At 66.2% G+C, this 22,746-nt stretch carries 27 protein-coding genes; 17 read left to right on the plus strand and 10 right to left on the minus strand.

Annotation, left to right across the window (positions count from 1 at the left end):
• Positions 1-203 precede the first annotated feature (203 nt).
• The 6 genes from AB7E83_RS23355 (at position 204) to AB7E83_RS23380 (ending at position 4,646) form a co-directional block, all read left to right on the plus strand.
• Positions 204-500 (plus strand): acyl carrier protein, encoded by a 297-nt coding sequence (locus AB7E83_RS23355; protein WP_428573228.1) that lies wholly within the window; start codon positions 204-206, stop codon positions 498-500.
• A complete protein-coding gene (locus AB7E83_RS23360; RefSeq protein ID WP_428573229.1) occupies positions 493-1,386 on the plus strand; it encodes a class I SAM-dependent methyltransferase in 894 nt (297 codons plus the stop codon). The genes AB7E83_RS23355 and AB7E83_RS23360 overlap by 8 nt, the downstream gene beginning before the upstream one ends.
• A gap of 229 nt (positions 1,387-1,615) precedes the next feature.
• The gene (locus AB7E83_RS23365; protein ID WP_428573230.1) at positions 1,616-2,092 is read left to right on the plus strand and encodes a 4'-phosphopantetheinyl transferase family protein; all 477 of its coding nucleotides are present in this window, start codon (positions 1,616-1,618) and stop codon (positions 2,090-2,092) included.
• A complete protein-coding gene (locus AB7E83_RS23370) occupies positions 2,093-2,938 on the plus strand; it encodes an alpha/beta fold hydrolase (RefSeq protein ID WP_428573231.1) in 846 nt (281 codons plus the stop codon).
• Entirely contained in the window at positions 2,935-3,366 is a 432-nt protein-coding gene (locus tag AB7E83_RS23375) for a hypothetical protein (protein WP_428573232.1), read from the plus strand. The genes AB7E83_RS23370 and AB7E83_RS23375 overlap by 4 nt, the downstream gene beginning before the upstream one ends.
• Positions 3,363-4,646: a fatty acid desaturase gene (locus AB7E83_RS23380; RefSeq protein ID WP_428573233.1), complete on the plus strand. Its 1,284-nt coding sequence runs from the start codon at positions 3,363-3,365 to the stop codon at positions 4,644-4,646. Before AB7E83_RS23375 ends, AB7E83_RS23380 begins: the two co-directional genes overlap by 4 nt.
• A gap of 20 nt (positions 4,647-4,666) precedes the next feature.
• On the opposite strand, the gene AB7E83_RS23385 is transcribed toward AB7E83_RS23380, so the two are convergent.
• The gene (locus AB7E83_RS23385; RefSeq protein WP_428573234.1) at positions 4,667-5,581 is read right to left on the minus strand and encodes an AEC family transporter; all 915 of its coding nucleotides are present in this window, start codon (positions 5,579-5,581) and stop codon (positions 4,667-4,669) included.
• 80 nt (positions 5,582-5,661) lie between these two features.
• Between AB7E83_RS23385 and AB7E83_RS23390 the strand changes: the two genes are divergently transcribed.
• Together AB7E83_RS23390 and xerD are read left to right on the plus strand one after the other, a co-directional pair.
• Positions 5,662-6,636, plus strand: a complete 975-nt coding sequence (locus tag AB7E83_RS23390) for a tripartite tricarboxylate transporter substrate binding protein BugE (protein ID WP_428573235.1) — start codon at positions 5,662-5,664, stop codon at positions 6,634-6,636.
• Between the two features lie 64 nt (positions 6,637-6,700).
• Entirely contained in the window at positions 6,701-7,591 is an 891-nt protein-coding gene (xerD, locus tag AB7E83_RS23395; RefSeq protein ID WP_428573267.1) for a site-specific tyrosine recombinase XerD, read from the plus strand.
• A 26-nt stretch (positions 7,592-7,617) separates the two neighbouring features.
• Here xerD and garD read toward each other — a convergent pair whose 3' ends face one another.
• Complete coding sequence (garD, locus tag AB7E83_RS23400; RefSeq protein ID WP_428573236.1) at positions 7,618-9,168, minus strand: galactarate dehydratase; 1,551 nt, start codon at positions 9,166-9,168, stop codon at positions 7,618-7,620.
• 292 nt (positions 9,169-9,460) lie between these two features.
• On the opposite strand from garD, the gene infA reads away from it, so the two are divergent.
• Together infA and AB7E83_RS23410 are read left to right on the plus strand one after the other, a co-directional pair.
• Positions 9,461-9,727: a translation initiation factor IF-1 gene (infA, locus tag AB7E83_RS23405; protein WP_428573237.1), complete on the plus strand. Its 267-nt coding sequence runs from the start codon at positions 9,461-9,463 to the stop codon at positions 9,725-9,727.
• A 42-nt stretch (positions 9,728-9,769) separates the two neighbouring features.
• Complete coding sequence (locus AB7E83_RS23410; RefSeq protein WP_428573238.1) at positions 9,770-10,039, plus strand: hypothetical protein; 270 nt, start codon at positions 9,770-9,772, stop codon at positions 10,037-10,039.
• A 250-nt stretch (positions 10,040-10,289) separates the two neighbouring features.
• Here the strand turns inward: AB7E83_RS23410 and AB7E83_RS23415 are convergent, their stop codons facing one another.
• Complete coding sequence (locus AB7E83_RS23415) at positions 10,290-11,102, minus strand: ferritin-like domain-containing protein (RefSeq protein WP_428573239.1); 813 nt, start codon at positions 11,100-11,102, stop codon at positions 10,290-10,292.
• A 17-nt stretch (positions 11,103-11,119) separates the two neighbouring features.
• Between AB7E83_RS23415 and AB7E83_RS23420 the strand changes: the two genes are divergently transcribed.
• Complete coding sequence (locus AB7E83_RS23420) at positions 11,120-11,644, plus strand: gamma carbonic anhydrase family protein (RefSeq protein WP_428573240.1); 525 nt, start codon at positions 11,120-11,122, stop codon at positions 11,642-11,644.
• Positions 11,644-12,615, plus strand: coding sequence for an Hsp33 family molecular chaperone HslO (locus tag AB7E83_RS23425; RefSeq protein WP_428573241.1), 972 nt, complete (start codon positions 11,644-11,646; stop codon positions 12,613-12,615). Before AB7E83_RS23420 ends, AB7E83_RS23425 begins: the two co-directional genes overlap by 1 nt.
• On the opposite strand, the gene AB7E83_RS23430 is transcribed toward AB7E83_RS23425, so the two are convergent.
• From AB7E83_RS23430 to AB7E83_RS23455, 6 genes are all read right to left on the minus strand, one after another.
• Complete coding sequence (locus AB7E83_RS23430; protein ID WP_428573242.1) at positions 12,596-13,228, minus strand: AAA family ATPase; 633 nt, start codon at positions 13,226-13,228, stop codon at positions 12,596-12,598. The genes AB7E83_RS23425 and AB7E83_RS23430 overlap by 20 nt on opposite strands.
• Positions 13,229-13,232: 4 nt before the next feature.
• Complete coding sequence (gene pnuC, locus AB7E83_RS23435; protein ID WP_428573243.1) at positions 13,233-13,796, minus strand: nicotinamide riboside transporter PnuC; 564 nt, start codon at positions 13,794-13,796, stop codon at positions 13,233-13,235.
• Positions 13,793-14,074, minus strand: a complete 282-nt coding sequence (locus AB7E83_RS23440; protein WP_428573244.1) for a septum formation initiator family protein — start codon at positions 14,072-14,074, stop codon at positions 13,793-13,795. Before AB7E83_RS23440 ends, pnuC begins: the two co-directional genes overlap by 4 nt.
• Before the next feature lie 84 nt (positions 14,075-14,158).
• Complete coding sequence (gene eno, locus AB7E83_RS23445) at positions 14,159-15,442, minus strand: phosphopyruvate hydratase (RefSeq protein WP_428573245.1); 1,284 nt, start codon at positions 15,440-15,442, stop codon at positions 14,159-14,161.
• A gap of 27 nt (positions 15,443-15,469) precedes the next feature.
• The gene (gene kdsA, locus AB7E83_RS23450; RefSeq protein WP_428573246.1) at positions 15,470-16,327 is read right to left on the minus strand and encodes a 3-deoxy-8-phosphooctulonate synthase; all 858 of its coding nucleotides are present in this window, start codon (positions 16,325-16,327) and stop codon (positions 15,470-15,472) included.
• Positions 16,324-18,003, minus strand: coding sequence for a CTP synthase (locus AB7E83_RS23455; protein WP_428573247.1), 1,680 nt, complete (start codon positions 18,001-18,003; stop codon positions 16,324-16,326). Before AB7E83_RS23455 ends, kdsA begins: the two co-directional genes overlap by 4 nt.
• A gap of 145 nt (positions 18,004-18,148) precedes the next feature.
• Between AB7E83_RS23455 and coaBC the strand changes: the two genes are divergently transcribed.
• From coaBC to AB7E83_RS23470, 3 genes are all read left to right on the plus strand, one after another.
• Entirely contained in the window at positions 18,149-19,372 is a 1,224-nt protein-coding gene (coaBC, locus tag AB7E83_RS23460) for a bifunctional phosphopantothenoylcysteine decarboxylase/phosphopantothenate--cysteine ligase CoaBC (protein WP_428573248.1), read from the plus strand.
• Positions 19,369-19,815, plus strand: coding sequence for a dUTP diphosphatase (gene dut / locus AB7E83_RS23465; RefSeq protein WP_428573249.1), 447 nt, complete (start codon positions 19,369-19,371; stop codon positions 19,813-19,815). The genes coaBC and dut overlap by 4 nt, the downstream gene beginning before the upstream one ends.
• A gap of 173 nt (positions 19,816-19,988) precedes the next feature.
• Entirely contained in the window at positions 19,989-20,501 is a 513-nt protein-coding gene (locus AB7E83_RS23470) for a glycine zipper 2TM domain-containing protein (RefSeq protein WP_428573250.1), read from the plus strand.
• A gap of 1 nt (position 20,502) precedes the next feature.
• Here AB7E83_RS23470 and AB7E83_RS23475 read toward each other — a convergent pair whose 3' ends face one another.
• Positions 20,503-20,991: an FKBP-type peptidyl-prolyl cis-trans isomerase gene (locus AB7E83_RS23475; RefSeq protein WP_428573251.1), complete on the minus strand. Its 489-nt coding sequence runs from the start codon at positions 20,989-20,991 to the stop codon at positions 20,503-20,505.
• A gap of 30 nt (positions 20,992-21,021) precedes the next feature.
• Here AB7E83_RS23475 and AB7E83_RS23480 point away from each other — a divergent pair, with 30 nt between their 5' ends.
• Positions 21,022-22,152: a cupin domain-containing protein gene (locus AB7E83_RS23480; protein ID WP_428573252.1), complete on the plus strand. Its 1,131-nt coding sequence runs from the start codon at positions 21,022-21,024 to the stop codon at positions 22,150-22,152.
• The gene (locus AB7E83_RS23485; RefSeq protein WP_428573253.1) at positions 22,145-22,654 is read left to right on the plus strand and encodes a hypothetical protein; all 510 of its coding nucleotides are present in this window, start codon (positions 22,145-22,147) and stop codon (positions 22,652-22,654) included. Before AB7E83_RS23480 ends, AB7E83_RS23485 begins: the two co-directional genes overlap by 8 nt.
• Positions 22,655-22,746 lie beyond the last annotated feature (92 nt).

The following is a 22,746-nucleotide window of genomic DNA, read 5'->3' on the forward strand; positions in this document are numbered from 1 at the left end:
CCACCGCGTCGTGCGTTCGTCGCAAGCGACGCCCGCCGCCGTGGACATCTCTGCACCCTTGGCAACCCGCACGGAATCCACCTAAGAATCGGGGAAAGCTGTTCAGACAAGCGGAGCCACTTCTGTACGGATGTGCGCCGCCCTGACTCAGGGACGCTCGCACAAAAAGAAATAGCAAACCACAAACTTTTTCAGAAGGCCCCATGAAGGATTCCGAATTTTCGTTTGCGCAGCCGCGCCTCCAGGTCACAAGAGCGGAAGTGGAAGAGTGGATCATTCGATACGTCTCGGAGTTGCGGGGAATTCGCGCTGATCGAATATCGCGTACGATTCCTTTGACCAAGTATGGAGTCGATTCTGCGTCCGCCGTTGCCATGAGCGGGGACTTGATGGATTGGCTTGGCTGCGACATCGATCCAACGCTGATGTATGAGCATCCCACGATCGAACGCGCAGCGATACGCATCGCTCTGCTGGCCAACGGAGCAGATCATGAGTAGTGTCGACTTACCCGTGTCGCTCTCAGCGAAGTCGGTCGGAGCATCGGCACGAGCGGTGCAGGCGCACTATGACGTTAGCAATGAGTTCTACGCGTTGTGGCTTGACCCGAGCATGACCTATTCGTGCGCATTGTGGGACCAGGGAGACACGCTCGAACAAGCGCAGAACCGGAAACTTGATTTCCATTTGACGCAGGCTCAGGCGCACCGAAAAAGGAACCTTCTGGATGTCGGATGTGGATGGGGGGCGCTTCTCGAAAAGGCAGTTGTCGCATTCGACGTCGAAAAGGCGACCGGCCTTACCCTGAGCCAGGCACAAGTCGATTGGGTCAACGCCAGAAAGCGAAACAACGTCGACGTGCGGCTCGAGGGCTGGGAAGGGCACCGTCCGCACGAGCCGTACGACGCGATAGTTTCGATTGGTGCATTCGAGCACTTCGCGAGAGTTGGGCTTACCCGTCCTGAAAAACATCGAGCGTATCGGCGCTTCTTTGAATGGTGTCACGCTAACTCTACGATGGACTGCGATATTTCGTTGCAGAGCATCTTGTACGAGAACTACGATGAGCGGGAGCCAAATCCTTTCGTCGGGGAAGTGTTCCCGGAGTCCGAGCTCCCCCGACTATCGGAGATCATTGCCGCGTGCGAAGGGCTCTTTGAAATCGTGGACTTGCGCAACGACCGGGAGCATTACGCCAGAACGCTTCGGTGCTGGTTCGCAAATCTTCGTAGTCGCCGTGAAGAAGTGCTGGCGATCGTTGGTGACGAAGTCTTTCGGAAGTACGAGAAGTACCTTGGCGTGTTCGCCGTCGGCTTTCATACCGGCACCGTAAATCTCACACGGATTCATGCGAGAAAAATCCCGGATCCGGTTGCCTGTGCGTGACGTGAGGAAACTCTGGAGCGTTGGCCCGTCCACTCGAGCCGTCCACGTCTGGGTTCTCGAGATGTCTCGCCGTCCATCTGCGAGAAGATTTCTTGTTGGGTTGTCGGCTGCGGAGCGCCGAGAAGCAAAGCGCATTCTTTGCGCTCAGGCACGTGTCGAATACTTGGCGTCTCGGTTCTTTGCCCGTGCGCTGGGTGCAAGTTACTTGGGTGTTGAGCCACGACGGATCGTGCTACAGAGCGAGGCTGACGGCAGCCCTCGACTGTTCAATTCCTCGAATGCGAAGCGCTATCCCATAAGGATAAGCCTCTCCCATTGTGCAGGAGGTGTTGCGATCGCATTCGCCCGCAAAGCCGCGGTCGGCGTCGATATCGAAACGCACCGAAAGCCGCTACAGGTCGAGGAGGCCATTGCTCGCCAACTGTCGGAAGCCGAGCATCTACTTGTCACCCCCCGTTCGATCTGGGATTGCTGGTCGCGCAAGGAGGCGTTGCTCAAAGCGATGGGAACAGGTCTCGGCGCCTTGAAAGACATTCCTTCGCTCGACCAGAAAGGACAGTCGCTTCTAGTTGATGGGCGCTTGTGGCGCGTTGCTACGCTGGATTCGGGGCCGTCTTTCTCGCTTGCGTACGCGTGTGAAGGTGCTGGTCGGCGCGTCAAGCATTTTGTCTGCAGATCATGGGTGGCGCCGTTAAGGAGAGTGTGAATGTTGATTAGGTGTTTTCGCGGGTTGTTTTGGGTGCTCAACGCCGTTTCCGCAAGGCTCGCCGCGCGGGTGGCTGTGGCCGTGTTCTATTCGCCGCGTCGGTTTCCGGCCGCGAACTGGGAAAGGACCGGCATGGCTTCCGGTCGCCTCGAAAGGCTTGACTTTGACGATGAGAGCCTTGCTGCCACTGTGTGGGGTGAGAGCGGTCCGACAGTGTTGCTCGTTCACGGGTGGCAGGGCAGGCAGAGTCAACTCGTAAAGATCGCAGCTAGATTGGTCGAGAGTGGTTATCGAGTCGTCTCCTTTGATGGCCCCGCACACGGGTCTTCAGTCAAGAAGAGGACGACTTTGGTGGAGTTTTCCGAGGCCGTTGAACATGCCGCGCTGCGGTTCGGGCCTGTGTATGGAATAGTCGGACACTCGTTCGGTGCTGCCGCCGCGGCCATCGCTATCCAGCGGGGCTTGCGTACCGAGCGCGCGGTTCTCATTTCCTGTCCGTATTCATTGCGTCATGTTGTGAGTGGATTTGCGAGGACGGTGGGTCTTCCCGCGAAGGCGCACGAGAAGATGTATCCGCTCATGGAGCGCCTTCATCGATGCGCTGAGGGTGCGCTCTCCTTCGATGAAATCGGGCCTGCCGTGCGAGCGCAATGCCTTCTGATTCACGACTCCAAGGATCAGTACATCCCAATTAGCGACGGCGAGAGAGTGTCGCGATCCATCGTAGGTGCTCAGTTCGTCCATACCGCCGGACTCGGGCACATGCGCATACTTCAGGACGAGGGTGTGGTCCGGCGGGTGGCGCGCTTCCTCGCGGGTGGTGAATCAGAAGCAGTCGGCGCATGACCAACTACATCAACTCGTCGTCGTCCGGTGTATATCTTTTCTTGGGTGTTCTCCTCTTCTGCTTGGGAACGTTGCTGGGAATTCCTCACGGCTTGAGCAAGCGTCGAGGTGATTCGAAGCGGGTGGAACTCTGGAGAATCGCGCACCTTTCCACCTGCATCGGCGGACTCTCGCTGATTTGCCTCGCACTGGCTCTTGAACGCCTCTTCGGTCCGGACGCCACTTACTCGATGGTGGCGTTTTCGGCCGCGGCCTATCTTTTTTGCTTCGCTTGCACGCTTAGTGGATGCCTCAACATGGGGTGGAATGACGATCGATCTCACGGTGGGGTTGCTGTCATCTATTCGGCGCAGATAGCGGCATCCGGCTTGTCGCTGGTCGGGGTCGGGGCTATCACGGTCACCGTGTTGACTAGGATCGCTTCGTGATCGCGGCGATATCGCACTTTGACGAGGGCGAAGTCGTGTACATGGACGCGGCGATCTATGCTCGACGTGTCGCATACTTTCTTTTGACAACGTTCATCGTCGTTCTCGGAAGTGCGGTGGCAGTAAGGGAGTTGCTGCTCTCTCCGTGGGATGCGCTATATGTCCTTCCGGTCGCATTCATTGCGACAGCGCTCGGCGCCAATACCGGATTCCACATGTATTTCACGCACCGCAGCTTCAAGACGAACGCCGTGGCTCGGGGTGGCTTGGCATTGCTGGGAACTCTCCTCTGTCAGGACGGCTTGATCCAATGGGTCGCCAATCACAAGCGGCACCACCGACACGTCGATGTCGCCGATCGAGATCCCCATTCGCCCCGGCAGTTCGGTGCCGATCCGTGGCGTGTGCTGACAGTGGGTCTCTGGTGGGCGTCGATGGGATGGAAGTTCAGCCGAATCCTTACAGATAAGCGCTTCTACGCGGGTCAGATGCTCGATGACGCCCTGTTGAGCTGGTTTGATAGACGCTTCGTTTTGATTTCGTATGCAGGCTTTGTGGTTCCCTTCGGTTTGGGGTGGGCTATTGGGGGAGAGGATCTGGCTGTGAAGTGGTTCGCCTATTTCGGAGCGTTCCGGGTTTTTGTCGGCTATTTCTTCACCGAGTTCGTCGTCAATGGACTTTGTCATTGCGTCGGTTCCTCGAAGTTCGTGACCAAAGGGAATTCGACGAACCTTGTGCTCATGTCACCGCTCACCATGGGTGCGACGCTTCACCACAACCACCACGCTTTTCCGCGAGTGCTGTCCCCAGCGTTCGACGGAGAACCTGATCCGATGCGAGTCGTCTATCGTTGGCTGGAGCGGTGGGGCTTGCTCGTCATGAATCCTGATCCCTCATTTGTAGAAATCGAAGCTAAGCGTATGCAGAGACCTCTCTCCGGCGAGCCCTCGCTGGCACATCTGACGACGTCGAATTTCACGGTAGTGTTCGCAACTCAAGGCGCACGCTTTGGGGGACACCGAGTACGGCAACGCGTCGAAGGCGTAGGGCTTTTGTCGATCCGGGGAAACCCTGATCGCACGATATGGTGCGCCGTAAGACCGTGTTACCTCGTGAGGGCGTCCAATCCGAGGGATGGAGCCGGCGGAGAGTTGGTTCTTGACGTGTGGGTCGAGAATCAGTCCAGGATGCGGAACGCTTTTGAAATGCCCATGCAGTCCATGGCCGAGCGATGGGTCGTAGATCCTGTCATCGGGCGGGTGACCCGCCTGCCGAGGTAGCGGATTGCGCGGAGCCACGGCTAACGTGGGGCGTTCAGCAAAGCCAGCGCGAACGGCAGGCTGAGCATGCCCAGCAGCGTCGACAGCGTCACCAGCCCGGCGACGTAGGGTCCGTTGTAGCCCATGCGCGCCGCCAGCACGTAGGCGCTCGAAGCCGTCGGCAGCGCGGAGAAGAGCAGCAGCACGGTGGACTGCGTCGCATCGAGCCGCAGCGCGACCGCGAGTCCCCACGCGACGAGCGGGGTGAGGAGGTGGCGGATCGCCAGCACCGACACCGTGAGAACCTTCGAGGCGGCCAGCTCGCCGAACTGCAGCCCCGCGCCGGCGGCCATGAGGCCGAGCACGAGCGCCGCCGCGCCGAAGCGCGAGAGCAGGGGATCGCCCCAGGCCGGCACGCGGAAGCCGGCGAAGTTCAGGAAGAGGGCGAAGACGGTGGCGACGATCAGCGGATTGCGCAGCAGGGCGCGCAGGAGGCCCGTGTTCCCGTGCCGCGCCATCGGCCACACCGCCGCCACGTTGAACATCGGCACGCAGAACCCGATGACCACCGCGATCAGCAGCTGGCCCGGCGCGCCGACCAGCCGCTCGGTGAGGGCGAGCGCAAGGAACGAGTTGAACCGGAAGGCCACCTGCGCCGCGCCCGCGTGCGCCGTGCGGTCGACGTGGCGGCGCAGGCCGGGCACGTAGGGCAGCGCATAGGCCATCGCGATGCCGCTCAGGCCAAGCAGCAGCCCCGCCACGATCAGGCTGGAGGTGGCGCCGATCTGCAGCGGGCTGCGCACGATCGAATGGAAGAGCAGGAGAGGAAAAAGGAAGTAGTAGACGAGGCTGTCGACCTGCTCCCAGACCGTGCGGTCGAGCGCGGTGAAGCGGCACAGCAGGTAGCCGCACAGGATCAGGGAAAACTCGGGGAAGAGCAGCTCGGCGAAGTTCACCGCGCAAGGATAGCGAGGCGCGCGTTGCGGTTAGCATTACCGGGTCGCCATCGCGATCAGAAGCATCAAGGAGCCATCGAATGAACCGCCGCCATGTGTTCGGACTGTCCGTCCTCGCCGCCGCCGTCTTTGCCACGCCCGCGGTCCTGGCCCAGGCCTATCCGAACAAACCCGTCAAGCTGCAGGTGCCCTTCGCCCCCGGCGGCACCACCGACATCATCGCCCGCGTGATCTCCGAGCCGCTCGGCAAGGCGCTGGGGCAGTCCGTCGTCATCGAGAACAAGGCCGGCGGCGGCGGCGTGATCGGCGCGACCGAGACCGTGCGCGCCGCGCCGGACGGCTATTCGCTCGGCATGGCCACGGTGTCGACCACGGCGGCCAACCCCGCGATCAATCCGAAGATTCCGTACAACCCGACGACCGACTTCACGCCGATCATCAACATCGCCGCGACGCCGAACATCATCGCCGTGCATCCGAGCTTCCCGGCGAAGGACTACAAGACCTTCCTCGACCTGGTGAAGCGCTCGCCGGGCCGCTACTCGTATTCCTCGTCCGGCACGGGCGGCATCGGCCACCTGCAGATGGAACTGTTCAAGAGCATGACGAACACCTTCGTCACGCACATCCCGTACCGCGGCGCGGGCCCGGCCCTGAACGACACCGTCGCCGGCCAGGTGCCGATGATCTTCGACAACCTGCCCTCGGCGCTGCCCTTCATCAAGGACGGCCGGCTCATCCCCATCATCGTCGCCGCGCCGCAGCGCCTGAAGGAACTGCCGAACGTGCCCACGTTCAAGGAAGTCGGCCTGGAGCCGGTGAACCGCATGGCCTACTACGGCATCCTGGGGCCGAAGGGCCTGCCGCAGGACGTCGTGACCCGAATCCACGACGCGACCGTGACCGCGCTGAAGGAGCCGGCCGTGCGCAAGCGCATCGAGGACACGGGTTCGATCATCATCGCCAACACGCCGCAGCAGTTCGCCGCGCAGATCAAGGCCGAGTACGACGTGTACAAGAAGGTCGTGGACACGGCGAAGCTGAAGCTCGATTGAGTTTCGCGGCGAGGCTCGTCCGGCCGTGAGCGCGCAGGCGCCGGCGATCCCGGCGATCCCGGCGATCCGGGCGGGCCTTGCCGAGGGCATCGATGCGTTCGTCGATGCCCTCTGGCTCGAGGACGGCCTGTCGAAGAACACGCTGGCGGCCTACCGCCGCGACCTCACCCTGTACGGCCGCTGGCTCGCGCCGCGCGGCAAGTCGCTCGAAGCGACCGAGGCGCACGACCTCGAGGGCTATCTCGCGGCCCGCAGCGGCGGCAAGAACAGCTCCGCCCAGCGGCGGCTCACGGTGTTCAAGCGCTATTTCCGCTGGGCGCTGCGCGAACGCCTCATCGACGCCGACCCCACGCTCAAGCTGCTGCCGCCCAAGCGGCTCGCACGGAACATCAAGACGCTGACCGAGGCGCAGGTCGAAGCGCTGCTCGAAGCGCCCGACACCGACACGCCGCTGGGCCTGCGCGACCGCACGATGCTGGAGCTGATCTATGCGAGCGGCCTGCGCGTGAGCGAGCTCGTGGGCCTGAAGACCTTCAACGTCGGGCTGAACGAGAACATCGTGCGCGTGCTGGGCAAAGGCAGCAAGGAGCGGCTCGTGCCTTTCGGCGAAGTCGCGGGCGACTGGATCCGCCGCTACCTCGCCGATTCGCGGCCGCAGATCCTGAACGGGCAGCAGAGCGAGGACTTTTTCGTCACCGCGCGCGGGCAGGGCATGACGCGGCAGATGTTCTGGGAGATCGTGAAGAAGCAGGCGCGGGCGGCGGGGATCACGGCGCCGCTGTCGCCGCATACCTTGCGGCATGCGTTCGCGACGCACCTGCTGAACCACGGCGCCGACCTGCGCGCGGTGCAGATGCTGCTGGGGCATGCGGACATTTCGACGACGACGATCTACACGCACGTGGCGCGCGAGCGCCTGAAGGTGCTGCACGCGAAGCATCATCCGCGCGCGTGAGCGGGCATGGCCCGCGTGGCGGACCGTCAGGTCACCGGCGCCGGATTGAACAGCACCAGCGAGTTGTGCAGCTTCCATTGTTCGGCCCAGGTCTTCCTGCGGCCGCTCGCGACGTCGAGCATCAGCTGGAACAGCTCCCAGCCCACCTGCTCGATGGTCGCTTCGCCATCGGCGATCTTGCCGGCGTTGACGTCCATCAGGTCGTGCCATCGGCGCGCGAGGTCGGAGCGGGTCGCGACCTTGATCACGGGCACTTCCGCCAGGCCGTAGGGCGTGCCGCGGCCCGTGGTGAACACGTGCAGGTTCATGCCCGCCGCGAGCTGCAGGGTGCCGCAGATGAAATCGCTCGCGGGCGTCGCGGCATAGGTGAGGCCGCGCGACCTGAGCTTCTCGCCCGGCGCGAGCACGCCGGTGATCGGCGCCGAGCCCGATTTCACGATGGAGCCCATCGCCTTCTCGACGATGTTCGCGAGCCCGCCCTTCTTGTTGCCGGGCGTCGTGTTGGCGCTGCGGTCGACCTGGCCGCGCTGGAGGTAGGCGTCGTACCAGGCCATTTCGCGGATCATGGCCTGGGCCACCTCGGGCGACGCCGCGCGCGAGGTGAGCTGGTCGATGCCGTCGCGCACTTCGGTCGTCTCGGAGAACATCACGCTCGCGCCCGCGCGCACCAGCAGGTCGGCGCAGAAGCCCACCGCCGGATTGGCCGTGACGCCGGAGAACGCGTCGCTGCCGCCGCACTGCACGCCGACGACCAGCTCGCTGGCGGGCACCGTCTCGCGCCTGCGTGCATTCAGCCGCGTGAGGTGCTGCTCGGCCTGGCGCAGGATCGATTCGACCATCGACATGAAGCCGACGTGCGCTTCGTCCTGCAGGCACACGACGTCGAGCGCTTCGCCGCGCTGGTCCGCGATGGGGATCGAGCCCGGCGGCAGCAGGCGTTCGGGCTGCAGCTTCTCGCAGCCGAGGCTCACCACCATGACTTCGCCGCCGAAGTTCGGGTTGAGGCTCAGGTTGCGCAGCGTGCGGATGGGCACCACCGCGTCGGGCGCGTCGATGGCGACGCCGCAGCCGTAGCCGTGTTCGAGCGCCACCACGCCGTCGACGTTGGGGTATTTCGGCAGCAGCTCGTTGCGGATGCGCTCCACCGCGAAATCGGTGACCCCCGCGACGCACTGCACGGTCTGCGTGATCGCAAGGATGTTGCGCGTGCCCACGGAGCCGTCGGCGTTGCGATAACCCTCGAAGGTGTAGCCTTCGAGCGGCGGCAGCGGCTCGCGCCGGACGGTGGCGATGGGCAGGTCGTCGAGCCCGCGCGCATCGGGCATGCGCAGCACGCGCTCGTGGACCCAGCTGCCCGCGGGGATGTCCTTCAGCGCGTAGCCGATGGGGACGTTGTAGCGGCGTATGGCCGCGCCTTCGGGAATGTCGGCCAGCGCAACCTTGTGGCCCTGCGGCACTTTGTCCCGCAGGACGAGGCCCGACGCGAAGCGTGTGCCTTCGGGCAGGCCGCCGTCGTTCGCGACGATGGCGACGTTGTCCGCCGGGTGCATGAGGATGTAGAGGGGCGCGGCGGGCATGGGGGAGGAGCGCGGGGCTCACCGGAAAATGGCGCGCCCATGATACGCCGCAGCATGGGCTTCGAGCGCGGTCGAAGCGCAAGACCGGGTAAGCGGGTACACTTCAGGCATCCCCTGATCCCGCCTCCTTTCGTGCCTCGAGGCGGTCGAGCCTCCGGGCTCCGTCAGCTTGCGAGCGCATCGCCGTGCGCTTGGCCCCTCCCCCTGAAGCACACCCGCGGCCTCGTGCCGCAACCGGCCGTGCCCGCGCTCATCGTCGCGGGCGCGGCCGGACCCTCATCGAAGGATATTGATGGCGAAAGAAGAACTCATCGAAATGCGCGGCCGCGTCGAGGAAGTGCTGCCCGACTCGCGCTTCCGCGTGGTGCTGGAAAACGGCCACGAACTCATCGCCTACAGCGGCGGCAAGATGCGCAAGCACCGCATCCGCGTGATCGCGGGCGACGACGTCACCCTGGAACTGTCCCCCTACGACCTCAACAAGGGCCGCATCATGTTCCGCCACCTGCCCGAGCGCCGCGGGCCCGCCGCACCGCCGCGGCCGACGCACCGCCGCTGAGGAGATCCCATCAACCCGATCCTGTGGTGCCTCATCGGTGGCGTGGCCGGCCTCGTCGTCTCGGCCATGATGTCGATGCATAGCTGGATCCAGCGCATCGAGGCCATCGCGGTCGGAATTTTCGGCGCGTTCATCGGCGGCGACATGCTGGCGGCGACGCTCGCGGGCGGAACGGCCGATGGGTCGATCGAAGCGTCCTCGGTCGGGCTGGCCCTGGGCGGCGCGGTCGTCATGCTGGGCCTGCTGACGATCGTGCGCCGCACCGTCGGGCCGCAACGGCCCCACAAGATCAGACGCAAGTCGCGGCCTTGAACCGCGCGAGCCACGGGCCGCATCATGTGCCTGCGGCTGCCCGAGCGTCGTCGACCGGCCGCGCTGCCGCGACCGGCCTGCCGCCGTTGGGGGCATGGGCATTCCGTCGCTGCGCAGTGTGCAGCGCTTCACTTGCGATCGGCTGCCCGCGGTGTTGCGGATCGGGATCTAGGCGTCGGCAAGGGCGCCGGGACGGATCATTTTGCCGACGCCAGCAAGATGATCGTTGCCATCGGCGCTGAAACTCGCTTCAGCGCTCCGCGGCAGGATGCGCAAGCCGCATGACGTGCATCTCCTCCTCCGAGAACCCCGCCCGGCGCCGCGCGTCCACGTTGAACGGCGGGTACAGCTTCGGGGCCGCGTAACGCAGTGCGACGCGGTCGTAGTGTGCGATCGGATCCAATCCCTCGCGCTCGCAGAGAAAGCGATACCAGCGGTTCCCGACCGCGACGTGCCCCACCTCATCCCGCAGGATCACATCGAGAATCTCCACCGCCCGCATCGCCGCGGGGGTCCCCACCTGCCTGAGCTTCTGCTGGATCTGCGGCGTCGCGTCCAGCCCGCGCGCCTCCAGCGTGCGCGGCACGAGCGCCATGCGCGCCACGACATCGTCCTTCGTCTTCTCGCACATGGCCCACAGCCCGTCGTGCGCATCGAAGTCGCCGTAGGCGTAGCCGAGCGACGCGAGATGCTCGCGCAACAGCGTGAAGTGATACGCCTCCTCGCCCGCGACGCGGATCCAGTCGAGGTGGAAGTCGCGCGGCAGGCCTTCGAATCGCCATGCCGCATCGAGCGCGAGGTTGATCGCGTTGAATTCGATGTGCGCGATCGCATGCAGCAATGCGGCGAGTCCCTCGGGCTTGGCCGGGGACCGCTTCGGAACCTTGCTCGCATGGATGAGCTGCGGCCGCTCGGGCCGGCCGGGCACGCCGGCAGGGGCGGGCGGCGCCGTGCTCGACAGCGGCATCGCGTCGGCGGACGCCGCGAGTTCGCGCGTCATCGCCACCTTCCGCGCCGGATTGGCGGTACAAAGGGCGTCCAGCGCCTGCCGACGAAGCTCCATCCCTACAATTGTCCTCCATGGCCCTCTACGAACTCGACGGCATCGCGCCGAAACTTGGCCCCGGCGCCTGGGTCGCGGACTCCGCGCAGGTGATCGGCAATGTGGAAATGGGCGAGAACGCCAGCGTGTGGTTTGGCTGCATCCTGCGCGGCGACTCCGAGAAGCTCACGCTCGGGCGCAACGTGAACGTGCAGGACGCCTCCGTGCTCCACGCCGACCCCGGCGTGCCGCTCGTGCTGCACGACAACGTGAGCGTCGGCCACCAGGTCATGCTGCACGGCTGCATCGTGGGCGAAGGCTCGCTGATCGGCATCCAGGCCGTCGTTCTCAATCGCGCCAGGATCGGCAAGAACTGCATCGTGGGCGCGGGCAGCATCGTGACCGAGGGCAAGGAATTCCCGGACAACTCGCTCATCATCGGCTCGCCCGCGCGCGTGGTGCGCACGCTGGACGAGAAGGGTTTCGCCATGCTGCGCCACATCGCCGAACACTACGTGGAGAACGCGAAGCGCTTCCGCACGGGTCTGCGAAAGATCGCCTGATGGCCGACGAGCTGCACAAGTTCCTGTTCGACGGCCTGCCGGTGCGCGGGATGATCGTGCGCCTGGACACGGCCTGGGTCGACATCCTGCAGCGCCGCCGCGCGAACGAGAACACGGGCGCATGGCCCGAGCCGGTAGCGCGCCTGCTGGGCGAGATGGCCGCGGCCGGCGCGTTGATGCAGTCCAACATCAAGTTCAACGGCGCCCTGATCATGCAGATCTTCGGCGACGGGCCGGTGAAGGTCGCCGTGTGCGAAGTGCAGCACGACCTGAGCCTGCGCGCGACGGCGAACGTGATCGGCGACGTCCCCATCGATGCGCACCTGAGCGACCTCGTCAACGTCAAGGGCGGCGGCCGCTGCGCGATCACGCTCGACCCGAAGGACAAGCGAGCCGGGCAGCAGCCCTATCAGGGCGTCGTGCCCCTGCGCGGTCCGCGCGGCGAGCCGCTGGAGCGCATGTCGGACGTCCTCGAGCATTACATGCGCCAGTCGGAGCAGCTCGACACCCGGATCGTGCTGGCGGCCGACGAGAAGGTCGCGGCGGGCATCCTCATCCAGCGCCTGCCGATGGAAGGCGAGGGCAACCTCGCCGGCGGGCAGCCGCAGGAGGACGAGGAAGCGATGTACGAGCACTTCAACCGCATCGCGACGCTCACCGCGAGCCTCACGGCCAACGAGCTGCTGGAGCTCGACGTCGAGACGATCCTGCGCCGCCTCTTCTGGCAGGAGAAGCTGCTGCGCTTCGACGCGCAGACGCCGCGCTTCGCCTGCACGTGCAGCCGCGAGCGGGTGACCGCGATGATCCGCGGGCTCGGGCGCGAAGAGGCCGACAGCATCATCGAGGAGCGCGGCGAGATCGACGTGGGCTGCGATTTCTGCGGACAGCAGTACCGCTTCGACGCGGTGGATGCGGCGCAGATCTTCGCGGCGCCGGGGGATCAGCCGCCGGTCAGTTCCGCCGTTCAATGAGATCGCGAAAGAGGCGGTGCTCGCATTCGGGGTCGCTGCACTTCTCGCAGTTCCAGGCCCGATTGTTCCGCTCGGGCAGCGGCTCGGCGAGCGTGGCATCGATGGCCGCGAGGGCATTCGCGAGTCGCTGCGCACCGCTGCCGTACACGACGCGATAGGGAACCGCCGCGTCGGCCAGCGCCGCGCGCACCATCGCATCGACCGGCTCGCGCACCGAAGGGCCGTCGCGAAACAAGCCGTCCGCCACCCACGGCAGGTCGAGCCCCGTCAGCAGCACGACGTCGTAGGTCCGCAAACGGTCCAGGGCGAAGCGGTACAGCGTCCCGTCCTTGAAGAGCATCGCGCTGTAGATCGCGACCATGACGGAGGTCGTGTCGGCGATCACGACGTCCGCGCGCGCGGACGCTTCGTCGACCCGCCGCTCCTGCGCCTGCGCGATGGGCATCTGCTCCTCGGGCCGCGGCGTGCGCCCTTCGCGCGCGCACCACTCGCGCAGCACTTCGGCGACGAGTTCGACCCGTTCTCCCGACGCGAGGAAGTGGTCGCGCAGCGCCAGCGACAGCTGCGTCTTTCCCGTGCTCTCCGCGCCGAGCAGGGCGATGCGTCGCTTCATGCGTTCACGCGGCCCGCAGGCGCTGCTTCCATGACCGCCAGCCCATGAAACTCAGCACGATGAAGACGGAGTAGAGCCCCACGGTGAGCCACAGGCCCTTGTACGCGAAGAGTCCCACGCTCACGACGTTGACGGCGATCCACACGATCCAGTTCTCGATGTACTTCCGCCCGAGGAGGAACTGGCCGACGAGGCTGAGCGACGTGGGGAACGCATCCCACCACGGCACGTCGGTATCGGTGTACGTGTCGAGGATCCAGCCGAAAAGCGGCCAGAGCAGCGCGCCGGCCAGCACGACGAGCGCGACACCGCGTCGGGGCAATCGCGCCACGCGCAGCGACGTGCCATCCGGCCGCTTGCCGCGCAGCCACTGGAACCAGCCCCAGGCCGCGACGACGGCGAAGAAGACCTGCAGCGACGCATCGCCGTAGAGCTTGCTGTCGCGGAAGACGAAGAAGTAGAGCGCCGAGCTCGCGATGGCGAGCGGCCAGCCCCAGTGGATTTCGCGCATGTTGCACACCACCATGGCCAGCCCCATGACCGCGGCGACGAGTTCGACGAGGCTCACCGCGGCTTGGCGTAGTTCACGAAGATCTCGTTGGGCTTGACCATGCCGAGCTCCATGCGCGCCTTCTCCTCGACCATCTCGAGGCCCTCCTGCAGGTCGCGCACCTCGGCGGCCAGCCGGTCGTTGCCCTGCTGCGCCTGCACGTTGTGCGTTTTCTGTTGCTCGAGACGGCGGCGCATCTCGGCCACGTCGCCGACGCTGCCGCGACCGAACCAGAGCTGGGCGTGGACGACGCCCAGGAGGCCGATCAGGAGCAGCGCGACGAGGCGAGCAGGCATTCGACGGGCCGCCCCTAGAATGCCTGCGCCCCCTCGGGGGGCAGCGACGACACGAAGTGCGGAGCGTGGGGGCTCACGGTTTTTTCACTTCAAGTTGTAGAAGGCGTCGCGGCCAGGATACTGCGCTACGTCGCCCAGGTCTTCCTCGATGCGCAGCAGCTGGTTGTACTTCGCCATGCGGTCCGAGCGCGAGAGCGAGCCGGTCTTGATCTGCCCGGCATTCGTGCCCACCGCGATGTCGGCGATGGTGCTGTCCTCGGTCTCGCCCGAGCGGTGGCTGATGACGGCCGTGTAGTTGGCGCGCTTCGCCATCTCGATCGCGGCGAACGTCTCGGTCAGCGTGCCGATCTGGTTGATCTTGATGAGGATCGAGTTCGCGACCTTCTTCTCGATGCCTTCCTTCAGGATCTTCGTGTTGGTGACGAAGAGGTCGTCGCCCACCAGTTGCACCTGCCGGCCGAGGCGTTCGGTGAGCAGCTTCCAGCCGTCCCAGTCGCCTTCGGCCATGCCGTCCTCGATGCTGATGATCGGGTACTTCTGCACCCAGCTCGCCATGATGTCGACCCACTCGGGCGCGGCGAGCGTGAGGCCTTCGGCGCCCAGCTCGTATTTGCCGTCCTTGTAGAACTCGCTCGACGCGCAGTCGAGGGCCAGCGCGATCTGCTCGCCGGGCCGGTAGCCCGCCTTCTCGATGGCCTCCAGGATCATCTGCAGCGCGGCTTCGTGGTTCGCGACGTTCGGCGCGAAGCCGCCTTCGTCGCCCACCGCCACGCTCATGCCCTTGTCGTGAATGATCTTCTTCAGCGCCTGGAACACCTCGGCGCCGTAGCGCATCGCCTCGCGGAACGACGGCGCGCCCACGGGGATGATCATCAGTTCCTGCAGGTCGAGGTTGTTGTTGGCGTGCGCGCCGCCGTTGACCACGTTCATCATCGGCACGGGCAGCTGGCAGCCGTTCATGCCGCCGAAGTAGCGGTAGAGGGGCAGGCCCGACTCTTCGGCGCCCGCGCGCGCGACGGCCATCGACACGGCGAGCATCGCGTTCGCGCCGAGGCGGCTCTTGTTCTCGGTGCCGTCGAGGTCGATCAGCGTCTTGTCCAGGAAGTTCTGCTCCGACGCATCGAGGCCCAGCACCGACTCGGAGATTTCGGTGTTGATGTGCTCCACGGCCTTCAGGACGCCCTTGCCGCCGTAGCGCTTGGGGTCGCCGTCGCGCAGCTCGATGGCCTCGCGCGAGCCGGTCGATGCGCCGGACGGCACGGCCGCGCGGCCCATGGTGCCGGACTCCAGCAGCACGTCGCATTCGACGGTGGGGTTGCCGCGCGAGTCCAGGATCTCGCGGCCGACGATGTCAACGATTGCGCTCATTCTCGGGTTTCTCTTCGTAGTTTGAATTCAGGCGTCGAACCGGTTCTCGAGGTAACCGTTCTTCTTGGTCACGCGGTCGAGCGCCACCAGCGTCTCGAGCAGCGCCTTCATGTGCTTCAGCGGCACTGCATTGGGCCCGTCCGACAGGGCTTTCGCGGGATCGGGATGCGTCTCCATGAAGAGGCCCGCCACGCCCACGGCGACGGCGGCACGCGCGAGCACCGGCACCATCTCGCGCTGGCCACCCGAACTGGTGCCCTGGCCGCCGGGCAACTGCACGGAATGCGTGGCGTCGAACACGACCGGCGCGCCCGTCTCGCGCATGATCGCCAGCGAGCGCATGTCCGAGACGAGGTTGTTGTAGCCGAAGCTCGCGCCGCGCTCGCAGGCGAGGAAGTTGTCTTCGGGCAGGCCCTTCTCGCGCGCGGCGTCGCGGGCCTTCTGGATGACGTTCTTCATGTCGCCCGGCGCGAGGAACTGGCCCTTCTTGATGTTCACCGGCTTGCCCGACTGCGCGACGGCACGGATGAAGTCCGTCTGCCGGCACAGGAACGCGGGCGTCTGCAGCACGTCGACCACCTTCGCGACTTCGGCGATCTCGGCTTCGGTGTGGACGTCGGTGACGACGGGCACGTTCAGTTCCTTCTTCACCTTCGCGAGGATTTCCAGGCCACGTTGCATGCCCGGCCCGCGGAAGCTCGTGCCCGAGGAGCGGTTGGCCTTGTCGTAGCTGCTCTTGAAGACGAAGGGAATGCCGAGCGAGGATGTGATCTCCTTCAGCGCGCCGGCCACGTCCATCTGCAACTGCTCGGACTCGACGACGCAGGGGCCGGCGAAGAGGAAGAAGGGCCGATCCAGCCCGACTTCGAATCCACACAACTTCATGCGACGGCCTTCAGGCCGGAGCCCTTGCGACCCATCGCCACCTGATGCTCGCACGCGGCCTGCACGAAGGCGTTGAAGAGCGGATGGCCGTCCCATGGGGTCGACTTGAACTCGGGGTGGAACTGCACGCCCATGTACCAGGGATGCACGGACTGCGGCAGCTCGACGATCTCGGTCAGGCGCTCGCGCTGCGTGATCGCGGAGATCACGAGGCCGGCCTGGCGCAGCTTGTCCAGGTAATGCACGTTGGCTTCGTAGCGGTGGCGATGGCGCTCGGTCACGACGTCGCCGTAGATCTTGTGCGCGAGCGTGCCCCGGGCGACGTCGGAGCTCTGCGCGCCCAGGCGCATGGTGCCGCCGAGGTCCGACGACTCGTTGCGGGTCTGTATCGAGCCGTCCTTGTCCTGCCACTCGGTGATGAGCGCGATGACCGGGTGCGCGCAATGCGGATCGAACTCGGTGCTGTTCGCGCCTTGCAGGCCGGCGACGTCGCGCGCGTACTCGATGGTCGCGACCTGCATGCCGAGGCAGATGCCGAGGTAAGGCACCTTGTTCTCGCGCGCGAAGCGCGCCGCGGCGATCTTGCCTTCGATGCCGCGCTTGCCGAAGCCGCCGGGCACCAGGATCGCGTCGAACTTCGAAAGCTGCGACACGGACTCGGGCGTGATCGTCTCGGAGTCGAGATACTCGATCTTCACGCGCATGTGGTTCTTCAGGCCCGCATGGCGCAGCGCTTCGTTCAACGACTTGTAGCTGTCCGACAGGTCGACGTACTTGCCGACCATGGCGATGGTGACTTCGCCGCGCGGATGCTCCAGCTCGTACACCAGGTCGTCCCAGCGCTTGAGGTTGGCCGGCGGCGTGTTCAGCCGCAGCTTGTCGCAGATCAGCCCGTCGAGCCCCTGCTCGTGCAGCACGCGCGGCACCTTGTAGATGGTGTCGACGTCGGGCATGGAGATCACGCCCCAGCGCGGCACGTTGGTGAAGAGGCTGATCTTCTCGGCTTCGTCGTCCGGGATGCGGCGGTCGGCGCGGCACAGCAGGGCGTCGGCCTGGATGCCGATCTCGCGAAGTTTCTGCGCGGTGTGCTGCGTGGGCTTGGTCTTCAGCTCGCCCGCCGCGCCGATCCACGGCACGTAGGTGAGGTGGACGAAGGCGCAGGTGTTGGGGCCCATCTTCAGGCTCATCTGGCGCACCGCTTCGAGGAAGGGCAGCGACTCGATGTCGCCGACGGTGCCGCCGATCTCGACGATGGCCACGTCGATCTCGTTCGGCGTGCCGATGCCGGCGCCGCGGCGGATGTACTCCTGGATCTCGTTGGTGACGTGCGGAATGACCTGCACCGTCTTGCCGAGGTAGTCGCCGCGGCGTTCCTTCTCCAGCACCGACTTGTAGATCTGGCCGGTGGTGAAATTGTTCGCCTTGCGCATGCGCGTGGTGACGAAACGCTCGTAGTGGCCGAGGTCGAGGTCGGTCTCGGCGCCATCGTCGGTCACGAACACCTCGCCGTGCTGGAACGGCGACATCGTGCCCGGATCGACGTTGATGTACGGATCGAGCTTGATGAGAGTGACTTTGAGGCCCCGCGACTCGAGGATCGCTGCGAGGGAGGCTGAGGCGATTCCCTTGCCGAGGGAGGACACCACACCGCCGGTGACGAAGACGAATTTGGTCATGTCAGGTCGGAAGAGTTCTGCTTCCGGTTCGGTGGTAAAGCGGGATTATAGGGGCCCCCACGCTCCCCGCTTCGCGAGGTTCGCTGCCCCCCGAGGGGGCTGTGCCGCCTTGGGGCGGCCCGGCGGCGGCACTACACTCGCCCCCATGAGCGACCTTTCCGGCAAGCACATCGTTCTCGGACTCACGGGCGGCATCGCCTGCTTCAAGTCGGCGGAGCTTTGCCGCGGACTCGTGAAAGCGGGAGCCGCCGTGCAGGTGGTGATGACCGAGGCGGCCGAGCAGTTCATCACCGCCGTCACCATGCAGGCGCTGTCGAACCGGCCCGTGTACACCTCGCAGTGGGATGCGCGCGAGGACAACAACATGCCGCATATCAACCTGTCGCGGCAGGCCGATGCGATCCTGCTCGCCCCGTGCAGCGCCGACTTCATCGCGCGGCTGGCGCAGGGGCGCGCCGACGAGCTGCTCAGCCTGCTGTGCCTCGCCCGCCCCGCGGACCGCGTGCCGCTCCTGCTCGCGCCGGCGATGAACCGCGAGATGTGGGCGCATCCGGCCACGCAGCGCAACCTGGCGCAGGTCGCGGCCGACGGCGCGCACGTGCTGGGCGTGGGCAGCGGCGACCAGGCCTGCGGCGAGACCGGCGACGGCCGCATGCTCGAGGCCGACGAACTGGTCGAGGAACTGACCGCGTTATTCCAGCCGAAAGTGCTGGCCGGACAGCGCGTGCTCGTCACCGCCGGGCCGACTTTCGAGGCGATGGATCCGATCCGCGGCATCACCAATCATTCGTCGGGCAAGATGGGATTCGCCATCGCCCGCGCGGCGCGCGAGGCGGGGGCCGAGGTCACGCTCGTCGCCGGGCCCGTCGCCTTGGCCACGCCGCGCGGCGTGCGGCGCGTCGACGTGAAGTCCGCGCGGCAGATGCTGGCGGCCACGCAGGCCGACGTGGACCGCGCCGATATCTTCATCGCGACCGCCGCCGTGGCCGACTGGCGCCCGGCGACCGAGGCCGACCAGAAGATCAAGAAGGACGGCACCGGCGACGCGCCCACCATCGCCTTCACCGAGAACCCCGACATCCTCGCCACCGTTGCGAAGAGCGAGCGCGCGCAAAGGCGGGAACTGTTCTGCGTCGGCTTCGCGGCAGAAAGCCAGGACCTTGCCAACAATGCGCAGGCCAAGCGCGAGCGCAAGGGCATTCCCCTGCTCGTGGGCAACATCGGCCCGCTCGCCTTCGGGCAGGACGACAACCAGCTGCTGCTGGTCGACGCGCAGGGCACGCGCGAACTCCCGCGCGCCTCGAAGCTGGTTCTGGCCCGTCATCTGGTGGGCGAAATCGCGCGGCGCCAGGCCGCCTGGAAACAATGAAAGTCGACGTCAGGATCCTCGATCCCCGCATGGCGGACCAGTTGCCCGCCTACGCCACGCCCGGCAGCGCGGGGCTCGATCTGCGCGCATGCATCGACGCGCCGCTCTCGCTCGCGCCCAACGCATGGCAGCTCGTGCCCACGGGCATCGCGATCTGGCTGAAGGATCCCGGCTACGCGGCCATGATCCTGCCGCGCTCGGGCCTCGGCCACAAGCACGGCATCGTGCTGGGCAACCTCGTCGGCCTGATCGACAGCGACTACCAGGGCCAGTTGATGGTGAGCGCGTGGAACCGCAGCGCCACCGCGTTCACGCTGCAGCCGATGGAGCGGCTCGCGCAGCTCGTGATCGTGCCGGTGGTGCAGGCGCGATTCAACGTCGTCACCGAATTCCCGCCGACGGAGCGCGGCGAGGGCGGGTACGGCTCGACCGGGAAAAGTTGAGCGGCGCCCGGGCGAACGGCCGCGTCTGTCTTCGCCTACGCGATTGTCCCTCGCGGCCGACAGCAAGTCAGGCAAATGGATGCAGCGCGCGCGCCGACAGCGGCGTTTCAATCGGTGGGCACGAGGCGAGGCCAAGGGGGCCCGCCGGTGGTTTGCCTACCAAGGAGATTCCCATGCGCTTTACCCGTCTTGCTGCCGCCGCATCCGGCGTCGCGATGCTCGCTACCGTCGTCGGCTGCGCCACGACCTCGCCGTACCCGGTCTCCACCTATCCGACGTACCCGACCGCGACCTACCCCTCGGTGGCCACGGCTCCGGCGATGCTCGAATTCGGCCGCGTGACCAATATCGAATATCTGCCGGTGGGCACGAATTCGCCCCTGGCCTCGAGCGGCGGCACCAACATCCTCGGCGCGGTGGTCGGCGGCCTGGCCGGCGGCGCGCTCGGCAACATGGTGGGCGGCGGCTCCGGACGCGCGGCCGCGACCGTGCTCGGCGCGGTCGGCGGCGCGATGGTGGGCAACCGCATCGCCCGCAACCAGCAGGGCCTGACCACGGCGCCCGGCTACCGCGTGACGGTGCAGACCGACAACGGCCTGATGCGCATGTACGAAGTCGGCGCGACCGGCGACCTGCGCGTGGGCGACCGCGTGCGCGTCGAGAACAACGTGATCTACCGGGCGTAGTTCAGATCTTGAAGAATCCGGCGCCGGCCGAGCCGCGCCCGATCTCTTCTTCCGTCGCCTCGCGCACGGCTTCCACCTTCAGGTGCAGCCGCAGCGCGATGCCGGCGAGCGGATGGTTGGCATCGAGCACCACGTGCTCGGGGTAGATATCCGTCACGGTGTACAGAAGCCCCGGCGGCGCATCCTTGCTCGTCGCGCCCGGGGGCAATCCCTCGAAATTCATGCCCTCCTGCAGTTCGGGCGGGAACACCGTGCGCGGCTCCAGGAAGACCAGCTTCTCGTCGTAGTCGCCGAAGGCATCCTCGGGCTCGAGGTGCAGGTCGAGCCGCGCACCGGGTTCGTGGCCCTGCAGCGCCGCGTCGATCTTGTCCAGCAGGTCGCCGCCGCCCACCATGAATTCGACCGGCGTCTCGAGTTCGTCGAGCACCTCGCCCAGCGTGTCCTTGAGCGTCCAGGTCAGCGCGACCACGCATTGCGATGTGATTTCCATAGGAGAATTCTCGCACTCCCAATGCCTCCGATGGACATCGACCACCCTCTCGCCCTGCTGGGCGGCCTCACGCCGCGCCGCTTCATGAAACGCCACTGGCAGAAGAAGCCGCTGCTGGTGCGCCGCGCGATCGAGGGCTTCGCATCGCCCCTCGCGCGCGCCGATCTGCTGGCGCTGGCGTCGAAGGAAGGCGTCGAATCGCGCGCCATTGTGCGGGACGGCGAACGCTGGCGGGTCAAGCACGGCCCGTTCAGCGCGCGCGCGCTGCCCGCCGCGTCGCGCCGCGACTGGACGCTGCTCGTGCAGGGCGTCGACCTGCACCATCCGGCCGCGCACGACGTGCTGTCGCGCTTTCGCTTCGTGCCCGATGCGCGGCTCGACGACGTGATGATCAGCTGGGCCAGCGACGGCGGCGGCGTCGGGCCGCACTTCGACAGCTACGACGTGTTCCTGCTGCAGGCGCAGGGGCGGCGGCGCTGGCGCATCGGCCGTCAGCGCGACCTGAGCCTGCGCGATGGCGTGCCCCTGAAGATCCTCGCGAATTTCGAGCCCGAGGAGGAATACGTGCTCGAACCCGGCGACATGCTGTACCTGCCGCCGCGCTGGGCGCACGACGGCGTGGCCGAGGGCGAATGCCAGACCTGGTCGATCGGCTTTCGCGCGCCGGCGCGCGGCGAGCTCGTGCGCGAACTCCTGCAGCGTGTGGCCGACGAAGCGGCGGAAGAAACCTCGCCGCTCTATCGCGATCCGGCGCAGGAGGCCGTCGAATCGCCCGCGGCGATCCCGCCACGCCTGCAGGCTTTCGCGCGCGACGCCGTGGCGGCCGCGTTGAAGGATGCGCCGCTGCTCGACCGTGCGCTCGGCGAAGCCCTCACGGAGCCGAAGTCGAATGTGTGGTTCGAGTCCTCGCGCGTTCCGGCGCGGCTGCGCGGCGTGCTCGTCGACGCGAAGACGCGCATGATGCACGACAGCCGCCACGTGTTCGTCAACGGGGAGAGCTGGCGCGCCTCGGGCCGCGACGCAAGCCTGATGCGGCGGCTGGCCGACCGGCGCCGGCTCGACGCGCGGGAACTCGCAGCCGCGAGCGACGCGGCCCGCGCGCTGATCCGCGCTTGGTGCGAGGCCGGCTGGCTGCACGAAACAGGAGAAAGCCATGGATGAGCAGGCCGTCGAACCGGTCCCCGCGCTGCCTTCGCGGCGCTTCGAAGGGCGCGAGGAGTTCCGGCAGCTCGTGCGCGATGCCCTCGCTTGCGCCGCGCGGGAAGGATGGCGCGAAATCATCCTCACCGACGCGAGCTTCGACGACTGGCCGCTCGGCGAGCGCGCGGTCGCCGATGCGCTGCAGGACTGGTCGGCGAGCGGGCGCAAATGCACGCTGCTCGCGAAGAACTACGACACCGTGCTGCGCAAGCACGCGCGTTTCGTGACGTGGCGGCGCACGTGGTCGCACATCATCGAAGCGCGCGCGGTGGCGTCGGCGGACGTGCTCGACCTGCCTTCGTCGATCTGGTCGCCGGGCTGGGTGCTCGAGCGGCTCGACATCGAGCGCAGCAACGGCTGGTGCGGCGACGAGCCGCAGCGGCGGCTTTTGTTGCGCGAAACGCTCAATGAGTGGCTACTGAAGAGTTCGCCCGCATTCCCCGCCCACACGCTCGGTCTGTAGCATCATATAATCTATGGCTGAGCATGAAGAGCTCGAGACCTTCATGCCGGTCGTGCTGTCACTTAAAGCGGCTGCAAGACAGTTTCCGGAAG

It is taken from the genome of Ramlibacter sp. (assembly GCF_050250995.1).
Classification (GTDB): domain Bacteria; phylum Pseudomonadota; class Gammaproteobacteria; order Burkholderiales; family Burkholderiaceae_C; genus Ramlibacter.